Consider the following 25,302-nt stretch of genomic DNA (forward strand, 5'->3'; position numbering starts at 1 on the left):
ACAGGTTATCCACAGGCAGGTGCACGTTAAAACTGGATAACCCGGTCAGCGCTTAACTGTCTGTGCGTAACACCAGTTCGACCATCAGATCATCGGCCAGGGTTTCCAGCCGTGACTGCAATACATCCAGCGAAAGTGTCAGCGGTACCGCGAGAATCGCTTCGGCGTGGAACAGCGGTTCGCTGCTCATCGGTGCCGGACGCACTTCAGTCACCAGCCGCTCAAGGTTGACGCCCTGCTCGCTCAACAGCCGGGTGATGTCGCGAACAATGCCGGGCCGGTCATTGCCCACCAACTCCATGGCAATCGGCTTCCACGTGCAGGATTGCTCGATGCCACTCTCGGCAATCAATACGCGAATGCCATGCGTCGACAATGCTTGTAAGGCATCGACTAATTCGTCGTAAGCCTCTGCCGGCACCCCCACACGAAGAATCCCGGCGAACTGCCCGGCCATCCGCGACATGCGGCTTTCCAGCCAGTTACCGCCGTGTTCAGCAATGCATTGGGCGATGCGCTCGACCTGTCCGGGCTTGTCCGGGGCAAAAACGGTGAGTACGAGATGGTCCATGGCGTCGCCCTCTTGTCATGACTTTTGTTATAGAAGGGGAAGTATAGGCAAGGGTCGATTTTGCGTTGAGGCGACCGACGCTTTCGCGAGCAGGCTCGCTCCCACACAAACCGGTGCCATAGCAGCCAATTACTATTTATGTGTACAACTTTTTATATTTAGCTGGAACAATCCATCTGTTTTTTGAGAACATCCCGTTCCGCGATGTGACCGCAATGCGACATGAGGTCGCAGAACGACGTAATTAGTCTGATTTTCACAAGCGCAACTCATCATGTAGTATGCCGCAGCGCGCACTACATAACGCTGAATCGATGTCTGCCCAAAGCCTGTTCGCAACCCTGAAAGCCCCGTCAGCAAGGCCCCAAGCCGTTGATTGGTCCCAGCCCAGCCGCCAGAAATGGCATGTACTGGTCGGCAGGTTTGTGGTTTAAATGGCCTGAGGCTTCATTGTCAAATTGAAGAGCTGAAAAGCGAAATAGCTGAGCAGAGTGAGGCAAGCAATGACTGAACACGTTCAAGTCGGTGGCCTGCAGGTCGCCAAAGTCCTGTTCGACTTCGTGAACAACGAAGCCATTCCCGGTACCGGCCTCACCGCCGAAAAATTCTGGGAAGGTGCCGACAAGGTCATTCATGACCTGGCGCCGAAGAACAAAGCCCTACTCGCCAAACGCGATGACTTCCAGGCTCGCATTGATGCCTGGCACCAGGAACGCAACGGTCAGGCGCACGACGCCGTGGCCTATAAAGCCTTCCTGCAAGAAATCGGTTATCTGCTGCCAGAAGCGGCTGATTTCCAGGCAACGACGCAAAATGTCGATGATGAAATCGCCCGTACCGCCGGCCCGCAACTCGTGGTGCCGGTGATGAACGCCCGCTTCGCTCTCAATGCCTCGAACGCCCGCTGGGGTTCGCTGTATGACGCCCTCTACGGCACCGACGCGATCAGCGAAGACGGTGGCGCGGAAAAAGGCAAAGGCTACAACAAGGTGCGGGGCGACAAAGTCATCGCCTTCGCCCGTGCCTTCCTCGACGAAGCCGCACCATTGGCTGCTGGCTCCCACGTCGATTCGACCGCCTACAAAATCGCTGACGGCAAACTGCTGGTCACCCTCAAGGGCGGCAGCAACACCGGCCTGCGCGACGATGCACAACTGATCGGTTTCCAGGGCGACGCCAACGCGCCAATCGCCATTCTGCTGAAACACAACGGTCTGCACTTCGAAATCCAGGTCGACGCCAGCACCCCGGTTGGCCAGACCGACCCGGCCGGCGTCAAAGACATCCTGATGGAAGCGGCCCTGACCACCATCATGGACTGCGAAGACTCCGTGGCTGCCGTCGATGCCGACGACAAAGTGGTGATCTACCGTAACTGGCTCGGCCTGATGAAGGGCGATCTGTCGGAATCCGTTTCCAAGGGCGGTCAGACCTTCACCCGCACCATGAACCCGGATCGCACCTACACCGCGCCAAATGGCGGTGAAGTGACGTTGCACGGTCGTTCACTGCTGTTCGTGCGCAACGTTGGCCACTTGATGACCATCGACGCGATCCTCGACAAAGACGGCAACGAAGTTCCGGAAGGCATCCTCGACGGTTTGGTCACTTGCCTGGCGGCGATGCACAACCTCAACGGCAACACTTCGCGCCGCAACACCCGCACCGGTTCGGTCTACATCGTTAAACCGAAGATGCACGGCCCGGAAGAAGCAGCGTTCACCAACGAGCTGTTCGGTCGCATCGAAGACGTGTTGGGCCTTACGCGCAATACCCTGAAAGTCGGGATCATGGACGAGGAACGCCGCACCACGGTCAACCTCAAGGCCTGCATCAAGGCGGCCAGCGAGCGCGTGGTGTTCATCAACACTGGTTTCCTCGACCGCACCGGCGACGAAATCCACACCTCCATGGAAGCCGGCCCGGTGGTACGCAAGGCCGACATGAAGGCTGAGAAGTGGATCGGCGCTTACGAAAACTGGAACGTCGATATCGGTCTGAGCACCGGCCTGCAAGGTCGCGCGCAAATCGGTAAAGGCATGTGGGCGATGCCCGACCTGATGGCCGCGATGCTTGAGCAGAAAATCGCGCACCCTCTGGCCGGTGCCAACACCGCTTGGGTGCCGTCGCCGACTGCTGCTGCGCTGCATGCGCTGCACTACCACAAGGTCGACGTGTTCGCCCGTCAGGCCGAACTGGCCAAACGTGCTCGCGCCTCGGTAGACGACATCCTGACCATCCCGCTGGCGGTCAATCCGAACTGGACGCCAGAGCAGATCAAGAACGAACTGGACAACAATGCCCAGGGCATTCTTGGTTATGTGGTGCGCTGGATCGACCAGGGCGTGGGTTGCTCGAAAGTGCCGGACATCAATGACGTCGGCCTGATGGAAGACCGTGCCACGCTGCGTATCTCCAGCCAGCACATCGCCAACTGGCTGCGCCACGGTGTCGTCACCGAAGCGCAAGTGATGGAAAGCCTCAAGCGCATGGCGCCGGTAGTGGATCGTCAGAACGCCAACGACCCGCTGTACCGTCCGCTGGCACCGAACTTCGACAGCAACATCGCCTTCCAGGCGGCGGTCGAACTGGTGATCGAAGGCACCAAACAGCCGAACGGTTACACCGAGCCGGTGCTGCACCGTCGTCGTCGCGAGTTCAAGAAGGCCAACGGCCTGTAACTTGCGCTGAATGCCGGACATGAAAAAGCCCTGATCGAAAGATCAGGGCTTTTTTGTTTGTGCTGTGGATTGGATTTTTGTGGTGGGCTTGAGATCCATCCCCCTCACCCCAGCCCTCTCCCCCAAGGGGTAGAGGGGGAAAGGGGGCCGATCTTTGTGCTTTTCAAAATCTGAGCTCGGATCAGGAATTGCCAAAGGTTGAGGGAGAAGGGAGCCGATCTTTTTGCTTTTCAAAACCTGAGTTCGACTGAGGAATTTCAGGTCGGTGCACCTCGAATATTCACCTCGGTCAGTCCCCTCTCCCCCTGGGAGAGGGCTAGGGTGAGGGGCTTCTAAGGCTCGATACCCAATTCATGTTTCACCAACGCCAACAACTTGCCCGTATCAATCGGCTTGAGCAAAAAATCCACCACGCTCAGATGCATCGCCGCAATCGCATCTTTCACATCGGCATCGCCGGACACGATGATGATCGGCAGCGCCGCCCGCACCGATTCGCGCACCTGGCGAATCAGCTCAAGGCCACCGACATGGCCCATGCGCAGATCGGTAATCACCAGCCCGATCGACGGTTTTTCTTCGAGCATCTTCAGCGCCGTCTCACCACTGGCAGCGGTCATGCAACGAATGCCATCCAACGCGAGAATCTCCGACAACAGCTCCCGGGCGTCCTTGTCGTCATCGACGATCAGTACACGCTGCGGCGGCAAATCGGGTTCGAGCATTACAGCGCTGAGCGCTTCACGCTCGGCGTCGCTCAAAATATCGTGGTCGGACATGGCGTTCTCTACGTTTTCAAATCAATCACCTGGCACAGTCGTCAGACATCGCTAAGCAGAGCTTCAATGTGCACTTCGTCGGATTTTTTTCCAAGAGGCTGGCGGGCGAATTTCCGACTGTTTTTGTAGGGCACTTCCCAAATGTGCCCAACGGCAGCTCAAACCTAGACTTACGTCCAATGGGCACCCCGCCCGCAGGGGTCGACCATGGTCAGAACGATCCGACAACAACAATTCGAAAAAGACTGCGGTAATGGTTATGAGTAAAGCGGACGCCTTCACCCAGGCAGGGAAAACCGCGGTATTGCAGAACATTCAGGGCACCCTGCAATTCCTCCAGCGCTTCCCGCCCTTCAATCAGATGGAACACGCCCACCTGGCTTATCTGGTGGAACAATGCCAGCTGCGTTTCTACGGCCAGGGCGAGAGCATCATCAAACCTGCCGACGGCCCGGTTGAACACTTCTATATCGTCAAGCAAGGTCGGGTGGTCGGCGAACGTCAGCACATCACCAAGCCCGGCACCGAGACCACGTTTGAAATCACCACCGGCGAATGCTTTCCGCTGGCCGCGCTGCTCGGCGAACGCGCAACCCGCACCGAACACTTGGCCGGCGAAGACACCTTCTGCCTGCAACTGAACAAACTGGCGTTCATCAAGCTGTTCGCCCTCTCCAACGCCTTTCGCGATTTCGCCTTGCGCGGGGTAAGCAGTCTGCTCGATCAAGTCAATCAGCAAGTGCAGCAGAAAGCCGTGGAAACCCTTGGCACCCAGTATTCGCTGAACACCCGACTGGGCGAACTGGCGATGCGTCACCCGGTGACCTGCAGCCCCGACACGCCATTGCGTGAAGCGGTGAAGCTGATGCACGAGCAGCAGGTCGGCAGCATCGTTGCGGTAGATGCACACAAGGCGCCACTGGGCATTTTCACCCTGCGCGATCTGCGTCATGTCGTGGCTGCGGGCGTCGGTGATTTCAGCGAGGCCATCGAGCGCCACATGACGCCTTCGCCCTTTTATCTTTCGCCGGATCACAGTGCGTTCGATGCGGCGATTGCCATGACCGAACGGCACATCGCCCACGTCTGTCTGGTCAAGGATCAGCGTTTGTGTGGCGTGGTCTCCGAGCGCGATCTGTTTTCCCTGCAACGGGTCGACCTGGTGCACCTGGCCCGGACGATTCGCAGCGCCCAGCGCGTCGAACAACTGGTGAGCCTGCGCGGCGAGATCGGCCAACTGGTCGAACGCATGCTCGCCCACGGCGCATCCTCGACGCAGATCACCCACATCATCACCTTGCTAAACGATCACACCGTGTGCCGCGTGATCGAGCTGACCCTCGCGGAAAAAGGCGACCCCGGCGTGCCATTCAGTTGGTTGTGCTTCGGCAGCGAAGGCCGTCGCGAGCAGACGCTGCACACCGATCAGGACAACGGCATTCTGTTCGACGCCCGCGATGCTGCGCATGCAGCGGAGATTCGCGGCAAGCTGCTGCCGATTGCCCAGCAGATCAACCAGAGTCTGGCGCAGTGCGGTTTCACTCTGTGCAAGGGCAACATCATGGCCGGCAATCCCGAGCTGTGTCTGTCACGAGCAGAATGGGCGCGGCGCTTTGCGGCGTTCATTCGTGAAGCGACGCCGGAGAATCTGCTCGGTTCGAGTATTTACTTCGATCTGCGCGTGGTCTGGGGCGATGAAAAAGGCTGCGAACAATTGCGCCGCGGCATTCTCGATCAGGTCGGTGACAACCGTTTGTTCCAGCGCATGATGGCCGAGAACGCCCTGCGCAACCGTCCGCCGGTGGGGCGTTTCCGCGAGTTTGTGCTAGCGCGCAAGAATGGCGAAAAAGCCACGCTGGACCTCAAGGTGCAGGGGCTGACGCCGTTCGTGGATGGCGCACGCTTGCTCGCGCTGGCCAACGGTATCGACGCCAACAATACCCTTGAGCGCTTCCGTCAGTTGGTCGAGAAAGAAGTCATCGAGCGACTGGATGGCGCGGCGTATGAAGAGGCCTATCACTTCATTCAGCAAACGCGCATGCAACAGCATCAACTGCAGACGCGGGAGAACCTGCCCTATTCCAACCGCGTCGACCCGGACAGCCTCAATCACCTCGACCGGCGCATCCTGCGTGAATCCCTGCGCCAGGCCCAGCGTCTGCAGAGCAGCCTGATGTTGCGGTATCAGCTATGAGCCTGTTCTCGTGGCTGCGTCCGGCCAGCCCGGTATTGCCGGTGGAGTGGCAACAGCGTCTGGCGAAGCTGCCAGCGATCACCGAGCTGCGCGAATGCACGTTACGCGAACAACGCTGGGTAGTGCTGGATCTGGAGACCACCGGGCTGAATCTGAACAAGGACCGTGTGTTGTCGATTGGCGCGGTGGTGATCGAGGACGGCGCGATCGATTTCAGTCAGCAGTTCGAACGCACGCTGCAATGTCGCGAGCTGAAGCTCAGTCCCAGCGTGTTGATTCACGGGTTGGGGCCGAATGCGATTGCGGCGGGCAGTGAGCCGGTCGAGGCGTTGCTGGAACTCATGGAATTTATCGGCGACAGCCCGGTGCTGGCGTTTCATGCGCCGTTTGATCAGCACATGCTCGGGCGTGCGCTGAAGGAACATCTGGGGCACAAGTTGCAGCAGGTGTTCCTGGATGTCGCCGACATTGCACCGCTAGTGTGCCCGCAAGCGAACATTCGTGAGGCCGGGCTGGATGAGTGGATTGAGTGGTTCAAGCTTGAGGTGTTCGAGCGGCATAACGCGAGTGCCGATGCGCTGGCGACGGCGGAACTGGCGTTGATTCTGTTCAGCCGGGCGCGGGGGCAGCAGATTCATAGTCCGTTGAATTTGCAGCAGCGGCTGAGTCAGTGGAAGCGGCGGCAGCAGGCGCCTTCGTTCTGAAATTGAGTCAAGTCCAAGATCCATCGCCCTCACCCTAGCCCTCTCCCAGAGGGAGAGGGCTAGGGTGAGGGCCAGCCTTTAACGCCCACCTGACCAGTGGCCAATTGCTAACCATTCCCACCTCTGCCACAATCGCGAACAATTCGCGTTAGTTAATATTTCCCAATCGGTGATGTCCGGTGTCGTCAGTCCCAAGCCCTAACAGTGAGCTCGTCGGTGCGATGTATCGTGACCATCGCGGTTGGCTGCTGGCGTGGCTGCGGCGCAATGTGGCCTGCCCGCAACGTGCCGAAGACCTCAGTCAGGACACCTTCGTCCGCCTGCTCGGTCGCGACGACATGCTGACACCGCGCGAGCCACGCGCCTTTCTGGTGGCGATCGCCAAAGGCTTGCTGTTCGACTACTTCCGCCGTGCGGCGCTGGAACAGGCCTATCTCACCGAACTGATGCTGATCCCCGAAGGCGAACAACCGTCGGTGGAAGAACAGCAAATGATCCTCGAAGACCTCAAAGCCATCGACCGCTTGCTCGGCAAACTGTCGACCAAGGCCCGCGCCGCTTTCCTTTATAACCGCCTCGATGGCCTCAGCCATGCCGAGATCGCCGACAAGCTCGGCGTCTCGGTGCCGCGCGTGCGCCAGTATCTGGCCCAGGGGATTCGTCAGTGCTACATCGCGCTGTACGGAGAGCCGACGTGAGCCCGGCCAGTTCCAGACCGGTGCCGGCGCATGTGCTGGACGCGGCGATTGCCTGGCAACTGACCCTCGATTCGAGCAGCCCGCTGGAGCGCGAGGAATTCGCCAAATGGCATGCGGCCCATGAAGAACACGCCCGCGCGTGGCGGCAACTGGGCATGCTCGATCAGCGCTTCAGCGTGGCCAAAGGTCCGGCCCGCAGTGCCTTGCTGCAGTCACGCGAAGGCATTCGCCGCCGGGTGCGCAGACTGGGCAGTGGGCTGGCCAGCGTTGTGCTGCTGGTCGGTGTGGGGCTGTTCGCCAGCGAACGCTTTCTGCCGCTGGATTACTGGCTCGCCGATCAACGCACCGCGACCGGTGAGCAGCGCACTGTGCGTCTGGCTGACGGCACCGTGCTGAATCTGAACACCCACAGTGCGGTGGATGTGCGGTTCGATGAGAAGCGCCGGTTGATCGTCTTGCAGGAAGGCGAAATTCTTGTCGAAACCGGGCATGGCGATGCGCGCCCTTTTATCGTCGAAACCCGCGAAGGCAGCATGCGCGCGCTGGGTACGCGGTTCCTGGTCAAGCGTGAAGACCAAGGCACGCGCCTGAGTGTGTTGCAGTCGGCGGTCGCGGCGCGCCCGCAATCCAACCCTGAAGAGCAAATTCTCCATGAAGGCCAGCAAGTGCTGCTGCGCGGTGACGGGCTGGGCTCGATTGTCGCGCTCAATCCCGGCGCCGATGCCTGGACGCGCGGCATGCTGGTGGTCGATAACGCGCGGTTGGGCGATCTGGTGCACGAACTCGGGCGTTATCGTCGCGGGTATCTGGGCGTGGCGTCGGACGTGGCTGACCTGCGGATTACCGGTAGCTTCCCGCTGCATGACACCGATAAGGCCCTGAGCGCATTGCTGCCGACCCTGCCGGTGCAGATCGAGCGGCATACGCCGTATTGGGTCACAGTCGCTAAGGCCGAGCCCTCCTCCCCTTGACCTGATCGTTCCCACGCTCTGCGTGGGAATGCAGCTCGGGACGCTCTGCGTCCCTGCCGAAGCGGACGCAGAGCGTCCATTGAGGCATTCCCACGCGGAGCGTGGGAACGATCAAGCCCGCAGAAATGTGGCTGTTTCCAGTTAATCGAAATTATTTTCATCCTGCCCTATCACTTTCTGCTTTTCATCCGGCACACAGGCAATTGAGAAATATTTCCATTCAGGAGCCGCCGTATGTCCCGTTCGCTAGACACCTTGTTGCGCCCCGGTCTGCTGGCCGTCGCCATCGCGCTCAGCGCGCCGCTGATCAGCAGTCCGTTGCTCGCCGCTGAACAAGCGTCCAGCGTGCGCGCCTACAACCTGCCGGCGGCGCCACTGTCGACCACCCTGAACCAGATCGCCAGCCAGGGCGGCATTGCGCTGTCGCTGAATCCGTCGCTGGCGGCGGGCAAGACCTCGGCGCCGGTCAACGGCCAGTACGACGCGGCCGGTGCCTTGCGCGCGGCCCTGCGTGGCACCGGTCTGCAACTGGAACAAAGCAGCACCGGCACCTACACCCTTGTGGCGGTGCCTGAAGGGACGTTGGCCCTGCCGGAAACTTCCGTCATCGGTGTGGAAAACGTCGAAAGCGCCTGGGGCCCGGTCGACGGCTACACCGCCACCCGCACCGCCGCCGGCAGCAAGACCGACACCGCGCTGGTCGAAGCGCCGCGTTCGATCTCCGTCGCGACTCGCCAGCAAATGGACGACCGCAGCGTGCACAGCCTCGATGACGCCGTACGCTACATGCCGGGTATCACCGCCAGCAGCTACGGCAGCGACACCCGTGCCGACTGGTTGCGTGTGCGCGGTTTCGAACCGACCCAGTTCCTCGACGGCCTGCCGCTGCCAAAAGGCGTGTACGCCAACCCGAAACAGGAAACCTGGAACCTCGACCGCCTCGCCCTGCTGCGCGGCCCGGCCTCCTCGGTTTACGGCCAGACGCCACCGGGCGGCCTGCTGGATATGGTCAGCCGTCGCCCAAGTGCTGAAGCCAGCAGCGAAATCCAGTTGCAATACGGCAGCGACAACCACCGTCAGATCAACTTCGCCAGCACCGGCAAAATTGACGACGCTGGCCAGTTTCTCTATGGCCTCAGCGGTGTGGTGCGCGACAGCGGCACGCAGGTCGATCACGTCGACAACAAGCGCTACAACATCGCGCCGAGTCTGACCTGGAACATCGACGACGACACCAAGCTCACCCTGCTGAGCCAGTTCACCCGCGACGATACCGGCATCACCAGCCAGTTCCTGCCGGTGCAGGGCACCAAGATCAAATCGCCGTTCGGTGATATTTCCCACCACAAGAATCTGGGTGATCCGGACTGGGAATATTACGATCGCACCTACTACGCGCTGGGCTATGCCTTCGAACATCGTCTGAACGATGTCTGGCAGTTCAAGCAGAACCTGCGCTACACCAAGTCGGACCTGTCGTTCCAGTCGCTGACGCCGGGTTCCTACCCGTTCACCGAAGTGGATGATCAAGGCAACGTCGGGCGCACCAGCACCAGCGTCGAAGAAGACATCAGCCAGTTCGCCGTGGACAACAACTTCCAGGCCGACTTCGCCACTGGCGATATCCGCCACACTCTGTTGTTGGGTCTGGACCATCAGCGCAGCAACACCAACTACACCTCGATCTTCGGTGACGGCCTGACCACCAACGTGATCACGCCGATCTATGGTCAGCCGATCGTGCGTCCAGCGCGCTCCACCGCGTTTTACGATTACGACCAGAAGACCTACCAGACCGGCCTGTACATCCAGGATCAGATGGCCCTCGACCAGTGGCGCCTGACCCTCGGTGGCCGTGAAGACTGGGTGCACACCAGCACCCAGTTCATCAACAAGGGCGATGCCACCAACACCCAGCGCGACAAAGCGTTCAGCGGCAACGCTGCGCTCAGCTACGTCTTCGACAACGGTTTCGTGCCGTACCTGTCGTACGCCGAATCCTTCCAGCCGACCACAGGCGCCGACGCCACCTCGACCGGTTCGCTCAAACCGACCGAAGGCAAGCAGTGGGAACTGGGCATCAAGTACCAGCCACCGGGCAGCAAAACCCTGCTGACCGCTGCCGTATACGACCTCACTCAGAAGAACGTTTCGGTCAACACCTTCGTCAACAACGTGTCGATCACCAGCCAGACCGGCGAAGTGAAAGTCAAAGGCCTGGAGCTGGAAGCGGTTTCCGACGTCACCGACAACCTGAAAGTCATCGCTGCCTACACCCTGGCCAAATCGGAAGTACAAAATGGCGTCGACAAGGGCAATCGCCTGCAACTGATGCCGAACCAGCAAGCGTCGCTGTGGACTGACTACACCTGGCACGCCGGCGTGCTCGACGGCTTCGGCATTGGCGGTGGCGTGCGTTACACCGGCAACACCTACGGCGACAAGGCCAATTCCTGGCTGGGCAAGGCGGACGCCTACACCGTGTTCGACGCTTCGGTGCATTACGACCTCGGCCGCCTGGACAACAGCCTCAAAGGCGCGTCGCTGGCACTCAACGCGACCAACCTGTTCGACAAGGAATACATTTCCACCTGCGACAGCTTCTACTGCTACTACGGCGACACGCGCAGTGTCGTCGCCAGCGCCACTTACAAGTGGTAAGCGTCTGAGCTGAAACAGGCCCTGTGACCAGGCCGTCCTCCGTGGACGGCTTTGGTGTTTTTGAAGGTCATGAAATGAAAAGTAAAACAATTCGCCGCTGGTCGTTCATCCACACCTGGACCAGCCTGGTCTGCACCGTGTTTTTGCTGATGCTGGCACTGACCGGTTTGCCGTTGATCTTTCATCACGAGATCGAGCACCTGCTCGGCGACGCACCCGAAGTGCGCGAGATGCCGGCCGACACGCCTCGATTGAATCTGGCGCAACTGGTCGTGGCCGCCGAACAGCATCGCCCCGATGACGTCGTGCAGTACTTCGGCTTCGATGACGATGAGCCGAACGCCGTGCTGACCATCATGGCGAAAACCGCTGGCACCGAACCGAATTCCTCGCACACGTTCATGCTCGATGCGCGCACCGGGGAAGCGCTGGAAACGCCTTCGGCCAATGGCGGCTTGATGCTGTTCATCCTGCGCCTGCATGTCGACATGTTCGCCGGGCTGCCGGGCAAGTTGCTGCTGGCGTTCATGGGGCTGCTGTTTGTCGTGGCCATCGTATCCGGGACAGTGTTGTACCTGCCGTTCATGCGCCGCTTGAAGTTCGGCACCGTGCGTCAGGACAAATCCACCCGCCTGCGCTGGCTCGACCTGCACAACCTGATCGGTGTCGTCACCCTGACCTGGGCGCTGGTGGTGGGCGTGACCGGCGTGATCAGCGCGTGCGCCGACTTGTTGATCGCGGCCTGGCGCAACGATGCACTGAACACCTTGATCGCACCTTATCGCGATGCCCCGCCACTGACACATCTGGCACCGGCCACACGTTTGCTCGATATCGCTGGCGAAGTCGCGCCGGACATGCAGCCGGACTTCATTGCCTTCCCCGGCACACGCTTTTCCAGCGAACACCATTACTCGGTGTTCATGAAGGGCGGTACGCACCTGACCTCGCATCTGCTGACGCCGGTGCTGATCGATGCGACCACGCTGCAGGTCACCGCCGTGGCCGAACGGCCGTGGTACATGGACGCCATGGGCATGTCGCAGCCGCTGCACTTTGGTGACTATGGCGGCATGCCGATGAAAATCCTCTGGGCCACTCTGGATGTGCTGACGATCATTGTGCTCGGCAGTGGCGTGTATTTGTGGGTGGTGCGGCGCAGAGCGGCCAGGCCTGTGCTGGAAACGGCGGAGGCCTCTGCATGAAGCCGCGTCAGTCGAGTTTCTGGAAAGTGTTCAGCACGCCGATCGTGATTGCGTTGCTCAGTGCGGCGGGGTTGTTTGCGGCGCTGCTTGGGGATGGGATTTGGGATGCGTTGAGCTGGGTTGGGCTGGGTGTGCCGGCATTTCTGGCGATACGAGGTTTTCTGCCGCGAAGCTGAAAAACCTTTGTAGGAGTGAGCCTGCTCGCGATGGCTGCGAGTCAGTCAACATAGTTATTGAATGTTATTACGCTATCGCGAGCAGGCTCACTCCTACATTTGGTTCGGCGCAAGGCTTGAGCTCGTGCACTGACAGGCTATGCTGCTCCCTCATCGTTCTGATCGAGACCCTGCCAATGTCCGCCCCCAGCATGACCCTGTACCACAACACGCTCTCCCCGTTCGTGCGCAAAGTGATGGTGTTGCTGCACGAAACCGGCCAGCAGGATCGCGTCTCTTTGCAAGATTGCGTGCTCAGCCCGGTCAGCCCGAGCGCTGAGCTCAATGTCGACAACCCGCTGGGCAAGATCCCCGCCCTGCGCCTGGCCGATGGCAACGTCATCCATGACAGCCGTGTGATCCTCGAATACCTCGATCAACAACACGTCGGCAATCCGCTGATCCCGCGCGAAGGCGCGGCCCGCTGGCGGCGTCTGACCCTGGCCTCGATGGCCGACGGGATCATGGATGCGTCGGTGATGGTGCGTTATGAAATGGTCCTGCGCGCGCCGGAAAAGCATTGGGACGAATGGCTCGAGGCTCAGCGTGACAAGATCCGCCGCGCCCTCGCTGTGTTGGAGCGCGACGCGATTGCCGAGCTGACCAGCCATTTCGATGTGGCAGCGATCAGCGTGGCGTGTGCGCTGGGTTACCTCGACCTGCGCTTCCCGGACCTGGGCTGGCGTGATGCCAACCCGCAATTGGCCAACTGGTTCTTTGAAGTGAGTCAGCGACCTTCCATGATCGCCACGATGCCCAAGCCTTAAATCGGCGGCGCTTGTTCCGGCCTCTTCGCGAGCAGGCTCGCTCCCACAGTTGTATTGTGTTGTTCATGCCATGGATGCAACGACATAAATCCAATGTGGGAGCGAGCTTGCTCGCGAATGAACCACCTCGGTTCCGATGGTAGCGCTGCAAAAATCAGCGTCACCAAAACCTCCGCCTCTCGCTGATCTTCACGTAATCCCACCCGGCTCATTGCATCGCCCCCACATCAAACTCCAACGGCTTGCCCGGCTTCTGCCCAATCCCGTACCAATCCAGTTTGCGCGTTAGCACCATGAACACACCGAGCAGACCGAACAGCAACAACGAGCCCATCAACAACGCGTAATCCTCGGCACTCAGCAAGCCATAGAGCAGGCCATACAACGCCGCCAGCCCCGCCGAAAAGCTCAAACCGTGACGCACACTGCGTAGCACATGGCAGACATAAAACCCGATCAACACCACACAAGCACTGGCCGACAACAGATACGCCAGGGCGAAGCCGATGTGTTCCGACAACGACAGCAACAACAGATAAAAGAACGCCAGCGCCACACCGACCAACGCGTATTGCACCGGGTGCACGGCCAGACTCTTGAGCACTTCGAACAGGAAGAAACCAGCGAACGTCAGGACAATGAACAGCAGCGCATATTTGATCGCCCGGTCACTCTTCAGATATTGATCCACCGGATCGATAAAGCTCACACCGAAGCTGCGACCGTTGAACGCCTCGCAATCATTGCTGCTCACGCAACGGCTCATGGCGTCTTGCAGGTTGGTGGAGAAAAACGTGGTCTGCCAATCGGCGCTGAAACCTTGATCATTGATTTCACGTTTGCCCGGCAGGAAGTTGCCGACAAAGCTTGGATGCGGCCAGTTGGCGGTGAGGCTGACGCTGCTGCTCTTGCCCACCGGCAGCACCTGCAATGAACCGGTGCCTTGCAGACGCAGGTCGAAGCCGAAGCTCAGTTCCGTGGTTTTACTGGTGTCGAGCAACGGCAGCGTGACCCGCACACCTTCACCGAGCCAACCGACTTGCGTACCTGGAACGAAATTGAGGCGCTGTCCATCGAGCTCGAGTTTCAGCGCATTTTCGATACCGCGAATATCGCTGATACCGACCGCGAGAAACGGTGCATCGAACTGGTAGTCGCTGAAGTCTTCCTTGATGCCCAATTGCGCCGGCAATGAGAAATGGCCGTTGATACGGTTATCGGCGTGGAACAACCGCGCTTCATAAATGCCTCGTGCACGCAGTTCGGTTTGCACCTGGCCGTCGAGTTCGAAACGCTCCGGCAGGAAGTACAAACGACCGCGTTCTTCGCTCGGTTCGTCGTAACGCTGGTTGGTTTTATCGTTGGTTTTCCAGTTGTGAATCACTTTGCGATACGGCACCACCATCACCGGGCCGCTCAGTTGCTGGCTGTAGCTGGAGCTGCGGGCAATGTCTTCGAGCACACCGTCACGCAGCTGTTGGCGCTCGTCGATGACGCCGTCGATCATCAGCAGCGGGATCAATAACAGCAGGATCAGCAGAGCGATGGCGCCGAGCTTTATCGTCAGATTCTTGTTCATGGGACTCTCCCTGTTTGGATGGGCAGAGTCTGCTGAGTGGGTGTGGGGGTTTTGTGGGGGGAATGTGGAGATTGTGTGGAGACTTCACTGGCCCTATCGCGAGCAGGCTCACTCCTACATTTGGAATGCGCTCCCCTGTAGGAGTGAGCCTGCTCGCGATGGCCGCAACTCGGTATCAAGACAAACGCAATGTCACCTCAACACCGCTTTCAACATTACGAATCTGCATCGTCCCACCATGCAACTTGATCACTTCTTCAACGAAGTTAAGCCCCAACCCCGTGCTTTTGCGCCCACTGTCCGGGCGCGGCAATGAGTAAAAACGCTCGGTCAACCGCGGCAAAGCGTAATCGGGAATCGGCGCCGTCTCATTGAACAATCGACATTCGATTTGCTCGCCAACCCGCTCGGCACTGAACCGCAGCAGCCCCTCAACCGGGGTGAAATCCAGCGCATTCTCCAGCAAGTTGCCCAGCGCCTGACCCAACAGAAACGGCTCGCCAATCAACAGCAGATCCGCGGCAATCGTCTGTTCGATGCGCAACTGTTTGCCTTCAATTCGCGCTGCCTGCCCTTGCAGCAACTCATCGACCAACACGGCCAACGGCACGGCGACCCGCTCTTCAAGGCCCTGACGTTGTTCCACCTGCGCCAGATTGAGCAACCGTTCGATCAACTGCTGCATCCGCGCACTTTCGCTGTCGATGTTGCCGACAAACCGCAAACGCTGAACCGGCGCCATGTCGCCTTGCAGCAACTCCGCCGCACCGCGAATCGCCGCCAGCGGACTTTTCAGTTCATGGGTCAGCGTGTGCACATAACGCTCGACGTAGGCCTTGCCTTCCAGTTGCGTGCGCATCTGTTCCACGGCGGTAGCCAGTTGTTCCAGTTCACCACCACGGTAATGCGGCACTTCCACCCGCCGGCCTTCGCTCACCGCCTGGGCATAACCGGTCAGACGGTGCAGCGCACGGCTCAGCCACCACGACAACAAAGCACCAAACAGCAGACCGAGGCCGATCAACCCGGCGCCGTAAAACAGCAAGCGCCGCTCGGTGCGATCGACATAGGGCTGCAATGAGCTGTTGGGCTTGGCCACGGTGACTACGCCGATGATCTTGCCGTTATCGCGAATTGGCGCGCCGACGTGCATCACCGACGAGCTGGCGTCATCCGGATCACTGCGGCTCGAACGCGCACCGTACTCGCCACGCAGGGTCAGGTAGACATCGTTCCAGCGCGAGTAATTCTGACCGACCGCGACACCACTGGAATCGAGCACGACGATGCCTTTCGCGTCGGTGACGTAGATACGGTGGTTGACCTGATTTTTCGGCAAGCCCCAGATGGTCGCTTGCGGCTGGCGCTCGCCATAGGCGCGCAGCAACTCGGGCCAGCGGTTCTCGCTAAGGGTGCCGGCCTTGAAATCATCACGGAGGATTTCTGCCATCAGGTTGGCGGTATCGACCAGGGTTTCTTCGGTGGACTGCCGCACGCCGGGGCGGATTTCTTCCATCACCGTGTTGAGCACGAAATAACCGGTCAGGCCGACAAACAGCACATACACCAGAAAGATCCGCAGCCCCAGCGACATCAGCTGTGCCCCGGGCTGTAGCTGTAACCGAGGCCGCGATGGGTCTGGATCGGCTCGGCGTCGGCGCGCACCAGACGCAGTTTGGCGCGCACGCTTTTGATATGACTGTCGATGCTGCGCTCGTAGCCGGCGTCGGCAGCGACGCCCAGCGCATCGAGCAATTGCTCACGGCTGAATACCCGTTCGGGTTGTTCGAGCAGGCATTGCAACAGGCGGAATTCGTGGCGGGTCAGGCTTAACGTCTGGCCGCGATAGCTGATTTGTACGCGCTCGGGATCGATGCGAAACAGCGCCGAAGAGGCTTCAATCACTGGACGCGGCGCCATGCGTTTAAGGATGGCCTTCACTCGCGCCGCGACTTCACGCGGGCTGAACGGCTTGACCACGTAGTCGTCGGCGCCGATCTCCAGCCCGACCACGCGATCAATCTCGGCATCGCGGGCGCTGAGGAACAGCACCGGCACGTCGCTGAAGCGACGTAGCTGTTTGCAGGTCTCGAAGCCGCTGATGTCCGGCAGGCCGATGTCGAGGATGATCAGATCGGCAGGCGTCTGCCGCTGATGCTCCAGCGCCGCCGCGCCGAGGCTCAGCCACGTGGTGCCGAACCCCTCGCCTTGCAGGGCAAAAATCAGCGTATCGGCAATCGCCGCTTCGTCTTCGACAATCAGGATATGAGGCATGGCGTCCGAGCCCGTGGGTTAGGTGCGCGAACGGTGCCCCAAGCCTGACGTTACGTCAATGAGACCACTTGGCTCAGCAGTCCGGTTTATCCGCCGTGAAGCGCCGCGCCGGGTTAACCGCCGCGCCGAACTCGCGCAAGGCCTTGGCACCGATCAGCAGCGGATAATTGAAGTTGCTGCGATCGGTCAGGTTGACCTCGACGGTACGCTTGACGTTGCCCAGGCACAGCTCCAGATCGACCACCGGACGTTTGGCGACTTCGGTGCTTTCGCCCTCATCCTCTTCATCCGAGCGGCTCTTGATCTTGCTGATCCGCGCGACCTTGTGTTCGTAGACCTTGTTGCTGGCGTCCTTGGTGCCGAGGCGGAAACGCACCCATTCATCGCCATCGCGGGTAAAGGTTTCGATGTCCTTGGCCGACAGCGAAGCGGTCAGCGCGCCAGTGTCCATCTTGGCCTTGAGCACTTCACCGCCGATTTCCGGCAGCGCGATGTATTCATAGCGCCCGTACAGGGTCGGCTCGGCGGCCATGACCGGCAGGGCGACGAGGGCAAACAGTGCAAGGAGGGATTTCACGTAAGGGGCTTCCTTGAGAGGTTGGGCAACGGGATTTTAGACCGTTGCGCGCTTGATCGTTCCCACGCTCTGCGTGGGCATGCATCCAGTGACGCTCTGCGTCACAGGGACGCGGAGCGTCCCGGGCGGCGTTACCACGCAGAGCGTGGGAACGATCAGGTTAACGCGACTAAAGTGAAACATTCGTCACCACCGATTTGGCCTGCCGCGCGAAGCTGCTTATCATGACGCGCCCATCCGTTTGCAAAGAGTTGCTTATGCGCCGCCTGCTCACCGGCTGTTTCGTCACCCTGCTGCTGTTGCTCAACACCCTGATCCTGATCGGGCCGTTGCTGGTATTTGCTCTGCTCAAACTGATCGCACCAGGCCGCTGGCGCGATTACGCCTCGTGGGCGGTGATGTGGATCGCCGAGACCTGGGCCGAGATCGACAAGCTGATTTTCCGCCTGTGCATCCCCACTCAGTGGGACATTCGCGGTGGCGAAGACTTGCGCAGTGACACTTCGTATCTGGTGGTCAGTAACCACCAGTCGTGGGTCGACATTCCGGCGCTGATCCAGACCCTCAACCGCCGCACGCCGTTCTTCAAATTCTTCCTCAAGAAAGAACTGATCTGGGTGCCGTTTCTCGGACTGGCGTGGTGGGCGCTGGATTACCCCTTCATGAAACGCTACACCAAGGCATTTCTGGCAAAACATCCGGAGCTGGCCGGCAAGGATCTGGAAATCACCAAACAGGCCTGCGAGCTGTTCAAGCGTCAGCCAGTGACCGTGGTGAATTATCTGGAAGGCACCCGCTACACCGCCGCGAAAAGCGCACAGCAGCAATCACCGTTCAAGCACTTGCTCAAGCCCAAGGCTGGCGGCGTGGCATTTGTGTTGGCGGCGATGGGTGAACAACTGGATGCGATTCTCGACGTCACCGTGGTTTATCCACAGGCGAACATCCCGGGTTTCTGGGATTTGATCAGCGGCAACGTGCCGCGCGTGATCATCGATATCAAGACCCGCGAACTCGACCCGGCGCTGTGGCAGGGTGATTACGAGAATAATCCGGCGTTTCGTCAAACGGTCCAGAGCTGGGTCAACCAGCTCTGGAACGAGAAGGATCAGCGCATCGCCGAACTGCGCGGCGAACGCGGCTGAATCAGCTACCGGTGCCGGCGCCCCAGATGCTGCCGAGGCTTTGCAGCAGCGGGCCGCCGACGCCCTGATCACCCAAGTACTTGAGCAGCACCGGGGCAAACTGGCCGACCATGCCACTGTCCATGCCCAGCGCGCCGAAGGCATTGTTCAGGTCATTGGTGTCCTTGACGTTGCCCAGCGCGTTTTCGAGCCCGGCTGACTTGCCCGACGAGCCCAACAAGCCGCTCAGCGCCGCCAGGTTACCGCCACCGCCCGACAGCTTGTCGATGCCCGGTACTTCTTTGGCCAACTGTGAATAATCAGTGCTGCTCAACTGGTTCTTGGCCAGGCCAAGCATGGCGCTGGTGCCGCCGACGGCTTGTTGAGGGGTAACCCCCAGACCAGTGACGGCTTGCAGCAGACCGGCGGTTTCCGAGGTCGGCGCCGCGGCGGTGGCAGCATTGCCGCCCTGCATGCTCGAAGCCGCCTTGGTCACGTCGTCCAGACTGAAACCGGCGAACACCGGGCTGGCCGCAAGGGTCATCAGTGAAGCCAAGGCAATACCGCGTGAAATCTTCATTCAGACATCCTCTTGCGCTGTGAAAACCACCCGTTGAACGGGCAGTGAAACTGCCGGTTTGACCGGGTATCCGCCGGCATGTTCCGGCGCGGCGCATCCATTTTCGTCCGGCCTGCGTATATAAAACGTGAAATCCCGGACACCTTCGCGATGAATGGCACAACCGCTATCACTGAACTAGCCTGTGAACAGTCCGAGCCCAGCCCTCGTCGCTCTACCTTTGCCTGGAGAGTCGTCATTTCCATCGCCGACACCGATCAGTTGCGCCAGCTGTTGGCCCAGTGTGCACTGGGCGATCGTCGCGCCTTCGAAACGCTGTACCGCAGCGTCGGCCCGCGTCTGCATGGTGTCGCCCTGCGGTTTATGGGCCGCACCGATCTGGCCGAGGAAGTGCTGCAGGAAAGCTTCGTGCGCATCTGGAACAACGCCTCGCGCTACGAAGCGCATCTGTCGGCGCCGCTGACCTGGATGATCAACATCACCCGTAATCAGGCCATCGATCAGTTGCGCAAACATCGCGAAAGGCCACTGACTGATCTGGAACAGGACACACTGCCGGACGAAAGCCCCTCGGCTCACGAGCAACTGAACAGCGCCCGTGAGGCTCAGACGTTGAACCGCTGCCTGGAAACCCTGGAAAGCATGCAGCGCCAGTCAATCACCGTGGCCTACTTTCAAGGACTGTCGTGCACGGAACTCGCCGAACATCTCGCCACGCCACTGGGGACAGTCAAATCGTGGATTCGCCGTGGCATGGAACGCCTGCGCCGGTGCCTTGAATCATGAACTACCAGACCCCTGCCCTGCGCCGCGCCCTCGCTGCCGATTACGCCATCGGCCTGATGTCTGCACCTGCGCGGCGGCGCTTTGAACAGTTGCTACTGGATGACGCGGCATTAAGGGCTGAACTGGCGCAATGGCAGGAAAGCCTCGCCACTCTCACCGAAGCGCTGCCGGAACATCCGGTGCCCGACCGCGTGTGGCACGGCATCACCTCGCGCATCGAACCACAGGTTCTGCATGTGCCTGAAAAACGGCCATTCTGGAACTGGCTGCGACTCACCGCTGCGATCTGCTCCATTGCCGTGCTGGTGTTCCTCGGCTCGCTGTACAACCGCGACGACGCCCGCTACCGCGCCACCCTGCTGACCGCCGATGCGCAACCGGCGCTGAAGGTCGAAGCGCATGCGGATTATCTGCAAGTTGAGCCGCTGACGCTGGCGGCGGTTGATGCGGATCGTAGTCTGGAACTGTGGGCGATTCCGGCTGACGGCAAACCGATCTCGCTCGGGGTCATTCCGGCGGGGGGCAAAGGCAAGGTTGAGTTGAACGAGGCGCAGAAGGTGTTGATCGGCAAACCGATTGCGCTGGCGGTAAGTCTTGAGCCGAAAGGTGGTTCGCCGACCGGACAACCGACTGGGCCGGTGCTGTATCAAGGGACGTTGGCGACCCTTTGAAGCAAAGCCCCTCACCCTAGCCCTCTCCCAGAGGGAGAGGGGACTGACCGTGGTGTTCTCTCGAGTTTCATCGACCTGAATTACCGAGCCGAACTCGGGCCCGATAACAACGCAAATCTGCTCCCTTTCCCCCTCTCCCTTAGGGAGAGGGCTGGGCGGGCGGCGTTCCGATGAGGGTAGCTTTTTACCTTGGATTTCAACAAAAAACGACGAACCTGAGGCCGCCGTTTTGTATTGCGCTCAAGCATTACGCCGCACTAAACAACTTATGCGGATCAAATCACAAACTTCTTCGGCACACCCGTATCGAACTCGCCATACCTTCCAACGCCTGATCGAGGCTGACCTCCCCGCAAGACTTCAAATCCGCGAAACAACCCGAGGGCTGAGATCTTTTTAGGTCGTTAATTGCTTGTCGTGAAAATCAATATTTCAAAAAGAACTAGACACCTGTCAGATCTGACAGGTGTCTAGCGATCCGGGCTGGAATAGGCTGCTGGTGTGTCAATTGTTCGAAGACAGCGAGGTGCAATTAACGGTCATTCAACGGGAGATACAGTGATGGAGAAGCAATGCAGTCCGCGCGATCAACTGCTCGAATCAGATGTCCCGCCGATCATCTTTTGCATCAGCCCGGACGATCCGATCATCAAATACATCAAAGCGGGGCAGAAGGTTACTTATGACCTTGTGCGCGGGGATAACGGTCAGTACTACGCAGTGGACATAAAACTGGCCCTGGACAAGGGCCAAATCCAAACGCCCTAAAGTCTTCGCAGTTGTATAAATATTTAACCAATCAACGAAACAGGAAATACGGAAATGGCAAACAGAGAAAAGGGTAAAGTCAAATGGTTCAACGATGAAAAGGGATTTGGCTTTATTACTCCAGATAACGGTGGTGACGATCTTTTTGTTCACTTCAAGGCTATACAAGCTGACGGCTTCAAGTCTTTGAAAGAAGGACAGGAGGTTAGTTTCATCGCTGCAAAAGGACAGAAGGGAATGCAAGCTGAAGAAGTTCAGATCCTCTGATCCAAAATCGGAACACTTGTGCTCCCCTCAATGAAAACCGGCGCCTCATGGCGCCGATTTACATTGCCTTCGAAATGTTACGCTGCACTGAACAACTTATGCGGATCAATCACAAACTTCTTCGGCACGCCCGCATCGAACTCGCCGTAACCTTCCGGCGCCTGATCGAGGCTGATCACCTGCACGCCTACCACTTCAGCAATGTTGATGCGATCCCACATGATCGCCTGCATCAGTTGGCGGTTGTACTTCATCACTGGGGTCTGGCCGGTGTGGAAGCTGTGCGACTTGGCCCAGCCCAGGCCGAAGCGAATGCTCAGGCTGCCCATTTTCGCAGCGGCATCGACAGCACCCGGATCTTCGGTGACGTACAGGCCGGGGATACCGATCTTGCCGGCTACGCGCACCACACCCATCAGTGAGTTGAGCACGGTGGCCGGGGCCTCGGCTTTTACGCCGTCGTGGCCATGGCCGCGCGCTTCGAAACCGACGCAGTCCACTGCACAATCCACTTCCGGTTCGCCCAGCAGTGCGGCGATCTGTTCGTGCAGCGGCGTGTCCTTGGACAGGTCGACGATTTCAAAACCCTGCGCCTTGGCGTGGGCCAGGCGGATGGTGTTGACGTCGCCGACGATCACCACCGCCGCACCGAGCAGACGCGCGGAAGCGGCTGCGGCCAGACCGACCGGGCCGGCGCCGGCAATGTAAACGGTGCTGCCCGGGCCAACGCCGGCAGTGACGGCGCCGTGGTAACCGGTAGGGAGGATGTCGGAGAGGCAGGTCAGGTCGCGGATTTTCTCCATGGCCTTGTCGCGGTCCGGCAATTTCAGCAGGTTGAAGTCGGCGTATGGCACCAGCACGTATTCGGCCTGGCCACCGGTCCAGTCGCCCATGTCGACATAACCGTAAGCACCGCCAGCACGAGCGGGGTTGACGGTCAGGCACACGCCTGTGTGTTGCTCTTTGCAGGAACGGCAGCGCCCGCAAGCGACGTTGAACGGTACGGAGACCAAGTCACCGATTTTCAGGTTTTCGACGTCGGAGCCTTTTTCGATCACCTCGCCGGTGATCTCGTGCCCCAGCACCAGACCGGTTTGCGCCGTGGTACGGCCGCGCACCATGTGTTGGTCGGAGCCGCAGATGTTGGTGGAAACCACTTTGAGAATGACCCCGTGCTCGATCTTGCGACCGCGCGGGTCCTGCATTTTCGGATAGTCGATTTTCTGTACTTCGACCTTGCCAGCGCCGAGATACACCACACCACGATTGCCAGACATGCTTTCACCTCGCTGTTGTTTTTATGGAACCGCGTTGCCCAGGCAGGCAGCGCGTTAAGTGCTCGGGTACAGATGCTGTTTATGTGTTGCCTGTTATGGCCTCTTCGCGAGCAAGCTCGCTCCCACAGGGGTATGCGTTCCAATGTGGGAGCGAGCTTGCTCGCGAAAGCGATCTAAAGAACGACCGTGCGATTGGCGTTGAGGAAAACCCTTCTTTCGATGTGATATCCAACAGCACGGGCCAGTGTCAGGCCTTCAATATCGCGCCCCTTGGCAATCAGATCCTCAGGGTAATGACTGTGATCCACCGCCTCGACGCCTTGAGCAATGATCGGCCCTTCATCGAGGTCGTTATTGATGTAATGCGCCGTCGCGCCCACCAGTTTCACGCCCTTGTTGTAGGCCTGGTGATACGGCTTGGCGCCCTTGAAACCCGGCAGCAGCGAGTGATGAATGTTGATCGCCTTGCCATCGAGCTTGCGGCACAACTCCGGCGACAGCACCTGCATATAGCGGGCGAGGATCACCAGTTCAGCGCCGGACTCTTCGATCACCTGCCACACCTGACGTTCCTGCGACGGTTTGTCGTTGGGGTCGAGGGGGAAATGGTAGTAGGGAATCTGGTGCCAGTCAGCCAATGGCTTGAGATCCGGATGGTTGGACACCACCGCCGCCACATCCATCGACAACTGGCCGATGCGCTGGCGGTAGAGCAAGTCGTTGAGGCAGTGATCGGCCTTGGAGACCATGATCACCACTTTCGGCCGGTAGTTCGGCGCGGTCAATTCGAAGACCATGCCGAAGGCCTGACCACGTTCGGCTAAACCCGCGCGGAAGGATTGCTCGTCGAAACCGTCGGGTTGACGGAATTCCACGCGGATGAAGAAACGCCCGGAGAGGCGGTCATCGAACGAGTGGTGCTCGGTGACGTAGCAGCCCTGCTCGAACAGAAAACGCGTGACCGCGTCCACCGTGCCGAGGACGCTGGGGCAGTCGGCGGTCAGAATCCATGTGTCTGGGGCGCGGCTCATGGTGCGGTGACTCCTGTTCTTGTGCGGGGTGTCAGGTTTTCCCTCACCCTAGCCCTCTCCCAGAGGGAGAGGGGACTGACCGAGGTGTTGTTTCGAGCTACGCCGACCTGAAATATCGCGTCGAACTCAGGCTCGAAAAACACACAAATCTGCTCCCTTCCCCCTCTCCCCCTGGGGGAGAGGGCTGGGGTGAGGGGGTAGCTTTTGATCTTTCAGGCCTGAACGCTCAACCCGTACTCAGCCGAAGCATCCTGCAACCACAACCACCAGTAATCCGAGAAGCTGCGACGGATCAGCAATTCCCAGGTGTCTTCGGCCGTGTGGCGAATCATCAGTTGCGACTTGGCGAATACCGTGCCGACCGCTTTACCCACCGGGAAATTGTTCGGGTGCACGTCGTAGCTGGTGGACTTCATCAGCACCTGACGCACGTTCGGCCCGCTCAGTTCGAGCACTTGCTGGCCGCCGCTGACATTGACGATCGCGATGTGCAGATCGCCCAGGGCTTCACGCAGTTTCTGTTCGGCGGCGAATTCTTCACCGCTTGGCACGATCAGCAGCCACTCGTCCGGGCCCATCCATTGCAGGCTGGTTTCACCTTTGACGATCACGCTCAGAGCGCCGGGCAGTTCGATACCCAGGGCCTTGTGCACACCGGCGGCGAACGCAGCATCGTGGCCATCGCCACGAATGGTCAGGTGGCCGAGGAGTTTCTTTTCCCGCACGATCACGCCGGCGTTCTTGCGGCCCTTGCCGACCAGGCTGGCGAGGTCGGCATGGTGCAGCGACGACTCGGCCTTGGCGCCGGTGGTTGGGCGTTGTTGGTAAACATTGGCTGTGGTCATAAAGCACCTTCCTGAATTCTTGATCGTTCCCACGCTCTGCGTGGGAATGCCGCCATGGACGCTCTGCGTCCGCTCTT

General features: G+C 59.6%; 24 protein-coding genes and 1 pseudogene. 14 read left to right on the forward strand and 11 right to left on the reverse strand.

Annotated elements, in window-relative coordinates:
• Positions 1 to 52 precede the first annotated feature (52 nt).
• Positions 53 to 571, reverse strand: coding sequence for a glycine cleavage system transcriptional repressor (locus AB4O01_RS17715; RefSeq protein ID WP_093429935.1), 519 nt, complete (start codon positions 569 to 571; stop codon positions 53 to 55).
• 503 nt (positions 572 to 1,074) lie between these two features.
• On the opposite strand from AB4O01_RS17715, the gene AB4O01_RS17720 reads away from it, so the two are divergent.
• Positions 1,075 to 3,252: a malate synthase G gene (locus AB4O01_RS17720; RefSeq protein WP_460089120.1), complete on the forward strand. Its 2,178-nt coding sequence runs from the start codon at positions 1,075 to 1,077 to the stop codon at positions 3,250 to 3,252.
• A 332-nt stretch (positions 3,253 to 3,584) separates the two neighbouring features.
• On the opposite strand, the gene AB4O01_RS17725 is transcribed toward AB4O01_RS17720, so the two are convergent.
• Positions 3,585 to 4,031 (reverse strand): response regulator, encoded by a 447-nt coding sequence (locus AB4O01_RS17725; RefSeq protein WP_034155034.1) that lies wholly within the window; start codon positions 4,029 to 4,031, stop codon positions 3,585 to 3,587.
• Positions 4,032 to 4,290: 259 nt separating this feature from the next.
• Here AB4O01_RS17725 and AB4O01_RS17730 point away from each other — a divergent pair, with 259 nt between their 5' ends.
• The 8 genes from AB4O01_RS17730 (at position 4,291) to AB4O01_RS17765 (ending at position 13,446) form a co-directional block, all read left to right on the forward strand.
• Complete coding sequence (locus tag AB4O01_RS17730; protein WP_460089121.1) at positions 4,291 to 6,225, forward strand: DUF294 nucleotidyltransferase-like domain-containing protein; 1,935 nt, start codon at positions 4,291 to 4,293, stop codon at positions 6,223 to 6,225.
• Entirely contained in the window at positions 6,222 to 6,929 is a 708-nt protein-coding gene (locus AB4O01_RS17735) for a 3'-5' exonuclease (protein WP_186619960.1), read from the forward strand. The genes AB4O01_RS17730 and AB4O01_RS17735 overlap by 4 nt, the downstream gene beginning before the upstream one ends.
• Before the next feature lie 221 nt (positions 6,930 to 7,150).
• Positions 7,151 to 7,627: an RNA polymerase sigma factor gene (locus AB4O01_RS17740; RefSeq protein WP_189661312.1), complete on the forward strand. Its 477-nt coding sequence runs from the start codon at positions 7,151 to 7,153 to the stop codon at positions 7,625 to 7,627.
• Complete coding sequence (locus tag AB4O01_RS17745; RefSeq protein ID WP_414927153.1) at positions 7,624 to 8,598, forward strand: FecR domain-containing protein; 975 nt, start codon at positions 7,624 to 7,626, stop codon at positions 8,596 to 8,598. The genes AB4O01_RS17740 and AB4O01_RS17745 overlap by 4 nt, the downstream gene beginning before the upstream one ends.
• Positions 8,599 to 8,832: 234 nt before the next feature.
• Positions 8,833 to 11,259, forward strand: a complete 2,427-nt coding sequence (locus AB4O01_RS17750; RefSeq protein WP_460089122.1) for a TonB-dependent siderophore receptor — start codon at positions 8,833 to 8,835, stop codon at positions 11,257 to 11,259.
• Positions 11,260 to 11,333: 74 nt separating this feature from the next.
• Positions 11,334 to 12,464: a PepSY-associated TM helix domain-containing protein gene (locus tag AB4O01_RS17755; RefSeq protein ID WP_116254363.1), complete on the forward strand. Its 1,131-nt coding sequence runs from the start codon at positions 11,334 to 11,336 to the stop codon at positions 12,462 to 12,464.
• Complete coding sequence (locus tag AB4O01_RS17760) at positions 12,461 to 12,640, forward strand: hypothetical protein (protein WP_016772844.1); 180 nt, start codon at positions 12,461 to 12,463, stop codon at positions 12,638 to 12,640. Before AB4O01_RS17755 ends, AB4O01_RS17760 begins: the two co-directional genes overlap by 4 nt.
• Positions 12,641 to 12,816: 176 nt before the next feature.
• Entirely contained in the window at positions 12,817 to 13,446 is a 630-nt protein-coding gene (locus AB4O01_RS17765) for a glutathione S-transferase (protein WP_093429925.1), read from the forward strand.
• A 208-nt stretch (positions 13,447 to 13,654) separates the two neighbouring features.
• Here the strand turns inward: AB4O01_RS17765 and creD are convergent, their stop codons facing one another.
• From creD to rloA2, 4 genes are all read right to left on the reverse strand, one after another.
• Positions 13,655 to 15,025 (reverse strand): cell envelope integrity protein CreD, encoded by a 1,371-nt coding sequence (creD, locus tag AB4O01_RS17770; protein ID WP_099757360.1) that lies wholly within the window; start codon positions 15,023 to 15,025, stop codon positions 13,655 to 13,657.
• Between the two features lie 175 nt (positions 15,026 to 15,200).
• Positions 15,201 to 16,619 (reverse strand): two-component system sensor histidine kinase CreC, encoded by a 1,419-nt coding sequence (gene creC, locus AB4O01_RS17775; protein WP_460089123.1) that lies wholly within the window; start codon positions 16,617 to 16,619, stop codon positions 15,201 to 15,203.
• Positions 16,619 to 17,299: a two-component system response regulator CreB gene (gene creB, locus AB4O01_RS17780; protein ID WP_414927150.1), complete on the reverse strand. Its 681-nt coding sequence runs from the start codon at positions 17,297 to 17,299 to the stop codon at positions 16,619 to 16,621. Before creB ends, creC begins: the two co-directional genes overlap by 1 nt.
• Positions 17,300 to 17,372: 73 nt before the next feature.
• Entirely contained in the window at positions 17,373 to 17,876 is a 504-nt protein-coding gene (rloA2, locus tag AB4O01_RS17785) for a retropepsin-like aspartic peptidase RloA2 (protein ID WP_007909997.1), read from the reverse strand.
• A gap of 257 nt (positions 17,877 to 18,133) precedes the next feature.
• Here rloA2 and AB4O01_RS17790 point away from each other — a divergent pair, with 257 nt between their 5' ends.
• Complete coding sequence (locus AB4O01_RS17790; RefSeq protein ID WP_099757363.1) at positions 18,134 to 19,021, forward strand: acyltransferase; 888 nt, start codon at positions 18,134 to 18,136, stop codon at positions 19,019 to 19,021.
• Position 19,022: 1 nt separating this feature from the next.
• Here AB4O01_RS17790 and AB4O01_RS17795 read toward each other — a convergent pair whose 3' ends face one another.
• Complete coding sequence (locus tag AB4O01_RS17795; RefSeq protein WP_099757364.1) at positions 19,023 to 19,580, reverse strand: DUF2780 domain-containing protein; 558 nt, start codon at positions 19,578 to 19,580, stop codon at positions 19,023 to 19,025.
• Positions 19,581 to 19,730: 150 nt separating this feature from the next.
• Between AB4O01_RS17795 and AB4O01_RS17800 the strand changes: the two genes are divergently transcribed.
• Together AB4O01_RS17800 and AB4O01_RS17805 are read left to right on the forward strand one after the other, a co-directional pair.
• Complete coding sequence (locus AB4O01_RS17800) at positions 19,731 to 20,366, forward strand: sigma-70 family RNA polymerase sigma factor (protein ID WP_460089124.1); 636 nt, start codon at positions 19,731 to 19,733, stop codon at positions 20,364 to 20,366.
• Positions 20,363 to 21,037, forward strand: a complete 675-nt coding sequence (locus AB4O01_RS17805) for an anti-sigma factor (protein WP_460089125.1) — start codon at positions 20,363 to 20,365, stop codon at positions 21,035 to 21,037. The genes AB4O01_RS17800 and AB4O01_RS17805 overlap by 4 nt, the downstream gene beginning before the upstream one ends.
• A 247-nt stretch (positions 21,038 to 21,284) precedes the next feature.
• On the opposite strand, the pseudogene AB4O01_RS17810 reads toward AB4O01_RS17805, so the two are convergent.
• A pseudogene (locus AB4O01_RS17810) lies at positions 21,285 to 21,357 on the reverse strand (hypothetical protein); the annotation flags it as partial.
• A gap of 241 nt (positions 21,358 to 21,598) precedes the next feature.
• Here AB4O01_RS17810 and AB4O01_RS17815 point away from each other — a divergent pair.
• Both AB4O01_RS17815 and AB4O01_RS17820 read left to right on the forward strand, forming a co-directional pair.
• Positions 21,599 to 21,805 carry a hypothetical protein gene (locus tag AB4O01_RS17815; protein WP_460089126.1) on the forward strand — a complete coding sequence of 69 codons (207 nt, stop codon included), beginning with the start codon at positions 21,599 to 21,601 and terminating at the stop codon, positions 21,803 to 21,805.
• A 54-nt stretch (positions 21,806 to 21,859) separates the two neighbouring features.
• Positions 21,860 to 22,072 (forward strand): cold-shock protein, encoded by a 213-nt coding sequence (locus AB4O01_RS17820; protein ID WP_460089127.1) that lies wholly within the window; start codon positions 21,860 to 21,862, stop codon positions 22,070 to 22,072.
• A 77-nt stretch (positions 22,073 to 22,149) separates the two neighbouring features.
• Here AB4O01_RS17820 and fdhA read toward each other — a convergent pair whose 3' ends face one another.
• The 3 genes from fdhA to AB4O01_RS17835 form a co-directional block, all read right to left on the reverse strand.
• Entirely contained in the window at positions 22,150 to 23,349 is a 1,200-nt protein-coding gene (fdhA, locus tag AB4O01_RS17825; RefSeq protein WP_093429915.1) for a formaldehyde dehydrogenase, glutathione-independent, read from the reverse strand.
• A 173-nt stretch (positions 23,350 to 23,522) separates the two neighbouring features.
• Positions 23,523 to 24,380, reverse strand: coding sequence for a formyltetrahydrofolate deformylase (gene purU, locus AB4O01_RS17830; RefSeq protein ID WP_064589552.1), 858 nt, complete (start codon positions 24,378 to 24,380; stop codon positions 23,523 to 23,525).
• Between the two features lie 212 nt (positions 24,381 to 24,592).
• Positions 24,593 to 25,225 (reverse strand): sarcosine oxidase subunit gamma, encoded by a 633-nt coding sequence (locus AB4O01_RS17835; protein ID WP_008086919.1) that lies wholly within the window; start codon positions 25,223 to 25,225, stop codon positions 24,593 to 24,595.
• Positions 25,226 to 25,302 lie beyond the last annotated feature (77 nt).

This window comes from Pseudomonas sp. S2_E02, assembly GCF_054668355.1.

Coding starts and splice junctions, on each gene's coding strand:
- AB4O01_RS17715 (WP_093429935.1), bottom strand. CDS start 571: ATGGACCATCTCGTACTCACCGTTTTTGCCCCGGACAAGCCCGGACAG.
- AB4O01_RS17720 (WP_460089120.1), top strand. CDS start 1,075: ATGACTGAACACGTTCAAGTCGGTGGCCTGCAGGTCGCCAAAGTCCTG.
- AB4O01_RS17725 (WP_034155034.1), bottom strand. CDS start 4,031: ATGTCCGACCACGATATTTTGAGCGACGCCGAGCGTGAAGCGCTCAGC.
- AB4O01_RS17730 (WP_460089121.1), top strand. CDS start 4,291: ATGAGTAAAGCGGACGCCTTCACCCAGGCAGGGAAAACCGCGGTATTG.
- AB4O01_RS17735 (WP_186619960.1), top strand. CDS start 6,222: ATGAGCCTGTTCTCGTGGCTGCGTCCGGCCAGCCCGGTATTGCCGGTG.
- AB4O01_RS17740 (WP_189661312.1), top strand. CDS start 7,151: ATGTATCGTGACCATCGCGGTTGGCTGCTGGCGTGGCTGCGGCGCAAT.
- AB4O01_RS17750 (WP_460089122.1), top strand. CDS start 8,833: ATGTCCCGTTCGCTAGACACCTTGTTGCGCCCCGGTCTGCTGGCCGTC.
- AB4O01_RS17755 (WP_116254363.1), top strand. CDS start 11,334: ATGAAAAGTAAAACAATTCGCCGCTGGTCGTTCATCCACACCTGGACC.
- AB4O01_RS17760 (WP_016772844.1), top strand. CDS start 12,461: ATGAAGCCGCGTCAGTCGAGTTTCTGGAAAGTGTTCAGCACGCCGATC.
- AB4O01_RS17765 (WP_093429925.1), top strand. CDS start 12,817: ATGTCCGCCCCCAGCATGACCCTGTACCACAACACGCTCTCCCCGTTC.
- creD (WP_099757360.1), bottom strand. CDS start 15,025: ATGAACAAGAATCTGACGATAAAGCTCGGCGCCATCGCTCTGCTGATC.
- creC (WP_460089123.1), bottom strand. CDS start 16,619: ATGTCGCTGGGGCTGCGGATCTTTCTGGTGTATGTGCTGTTTGTCGGC.
- creB (WP_414927150.1), bottom strand. CDS start 17,299: ATGCCTCATATCCTGATTGTCGAAGACGAAGCGGCGATTGCCGATACG.
- AB4O01_RS17790 (WP_099757363.1), top strand. CDS start 18,134: ATGCGCCGCCTGCTCACCGGCTGTTTCGTCACCCTGCTGCTGTTGCTC.
- AB4O01_RS17795 (WP_099757364.1), bottom strand. CDS start 19,580: ATGAAGATTTCACGCGGTATTGCCTTGGCTTCACTGATGACCCTTGCG.
- AB4O01_RS17800 (WP_460089124.1), top strand. CDS start 19,731: ATGAATGGCACAACCGCTATCACTGAACTAGCCTGTGAACAGTCCGAG.
- AB4O01_RS17805 (WP_460089125.1), top strand. CDS start 20,363: ATGAACTACCAGACCCCTGCCCTGCGCCGCGCCCTCGCTGCCGATTAC.
- AB4O01_RS17815 (WP_460089126.1), top strand. CDS start 21,599: ATGGAGAAGCAATGCAGTCCGCGCGATCAACTGCTCGAATCAGATGTC.
- AB4O01_RS17820 (WP_460089127.1), top strand. CDS start 21,860: ATGGCAAACAGAGAAAAGGGTAAAGTCAAATGGTTCAACGATGAAAAG.
- fdhA (WP_093429915.1), bottom strand. CDS start 23,349: ATGTCTGGCAATCGTGGTGTGGTGTATCTCGGCGCTGGCAAGGTCGAA.
- purU (WP_064589552.1), bottom strand. CDS start 24,380: ATGAGCCGCGCCCCAGACACATGGATTCTGACCGCCGACTGCCCCAGC.
- AB4O01_RS17835 (WP_008086919.1), bottom strand. CDS start 25,225: ATGACCACAGCCAATGTTTACCAACAACGCCCAACCACCGGCGCCAAG.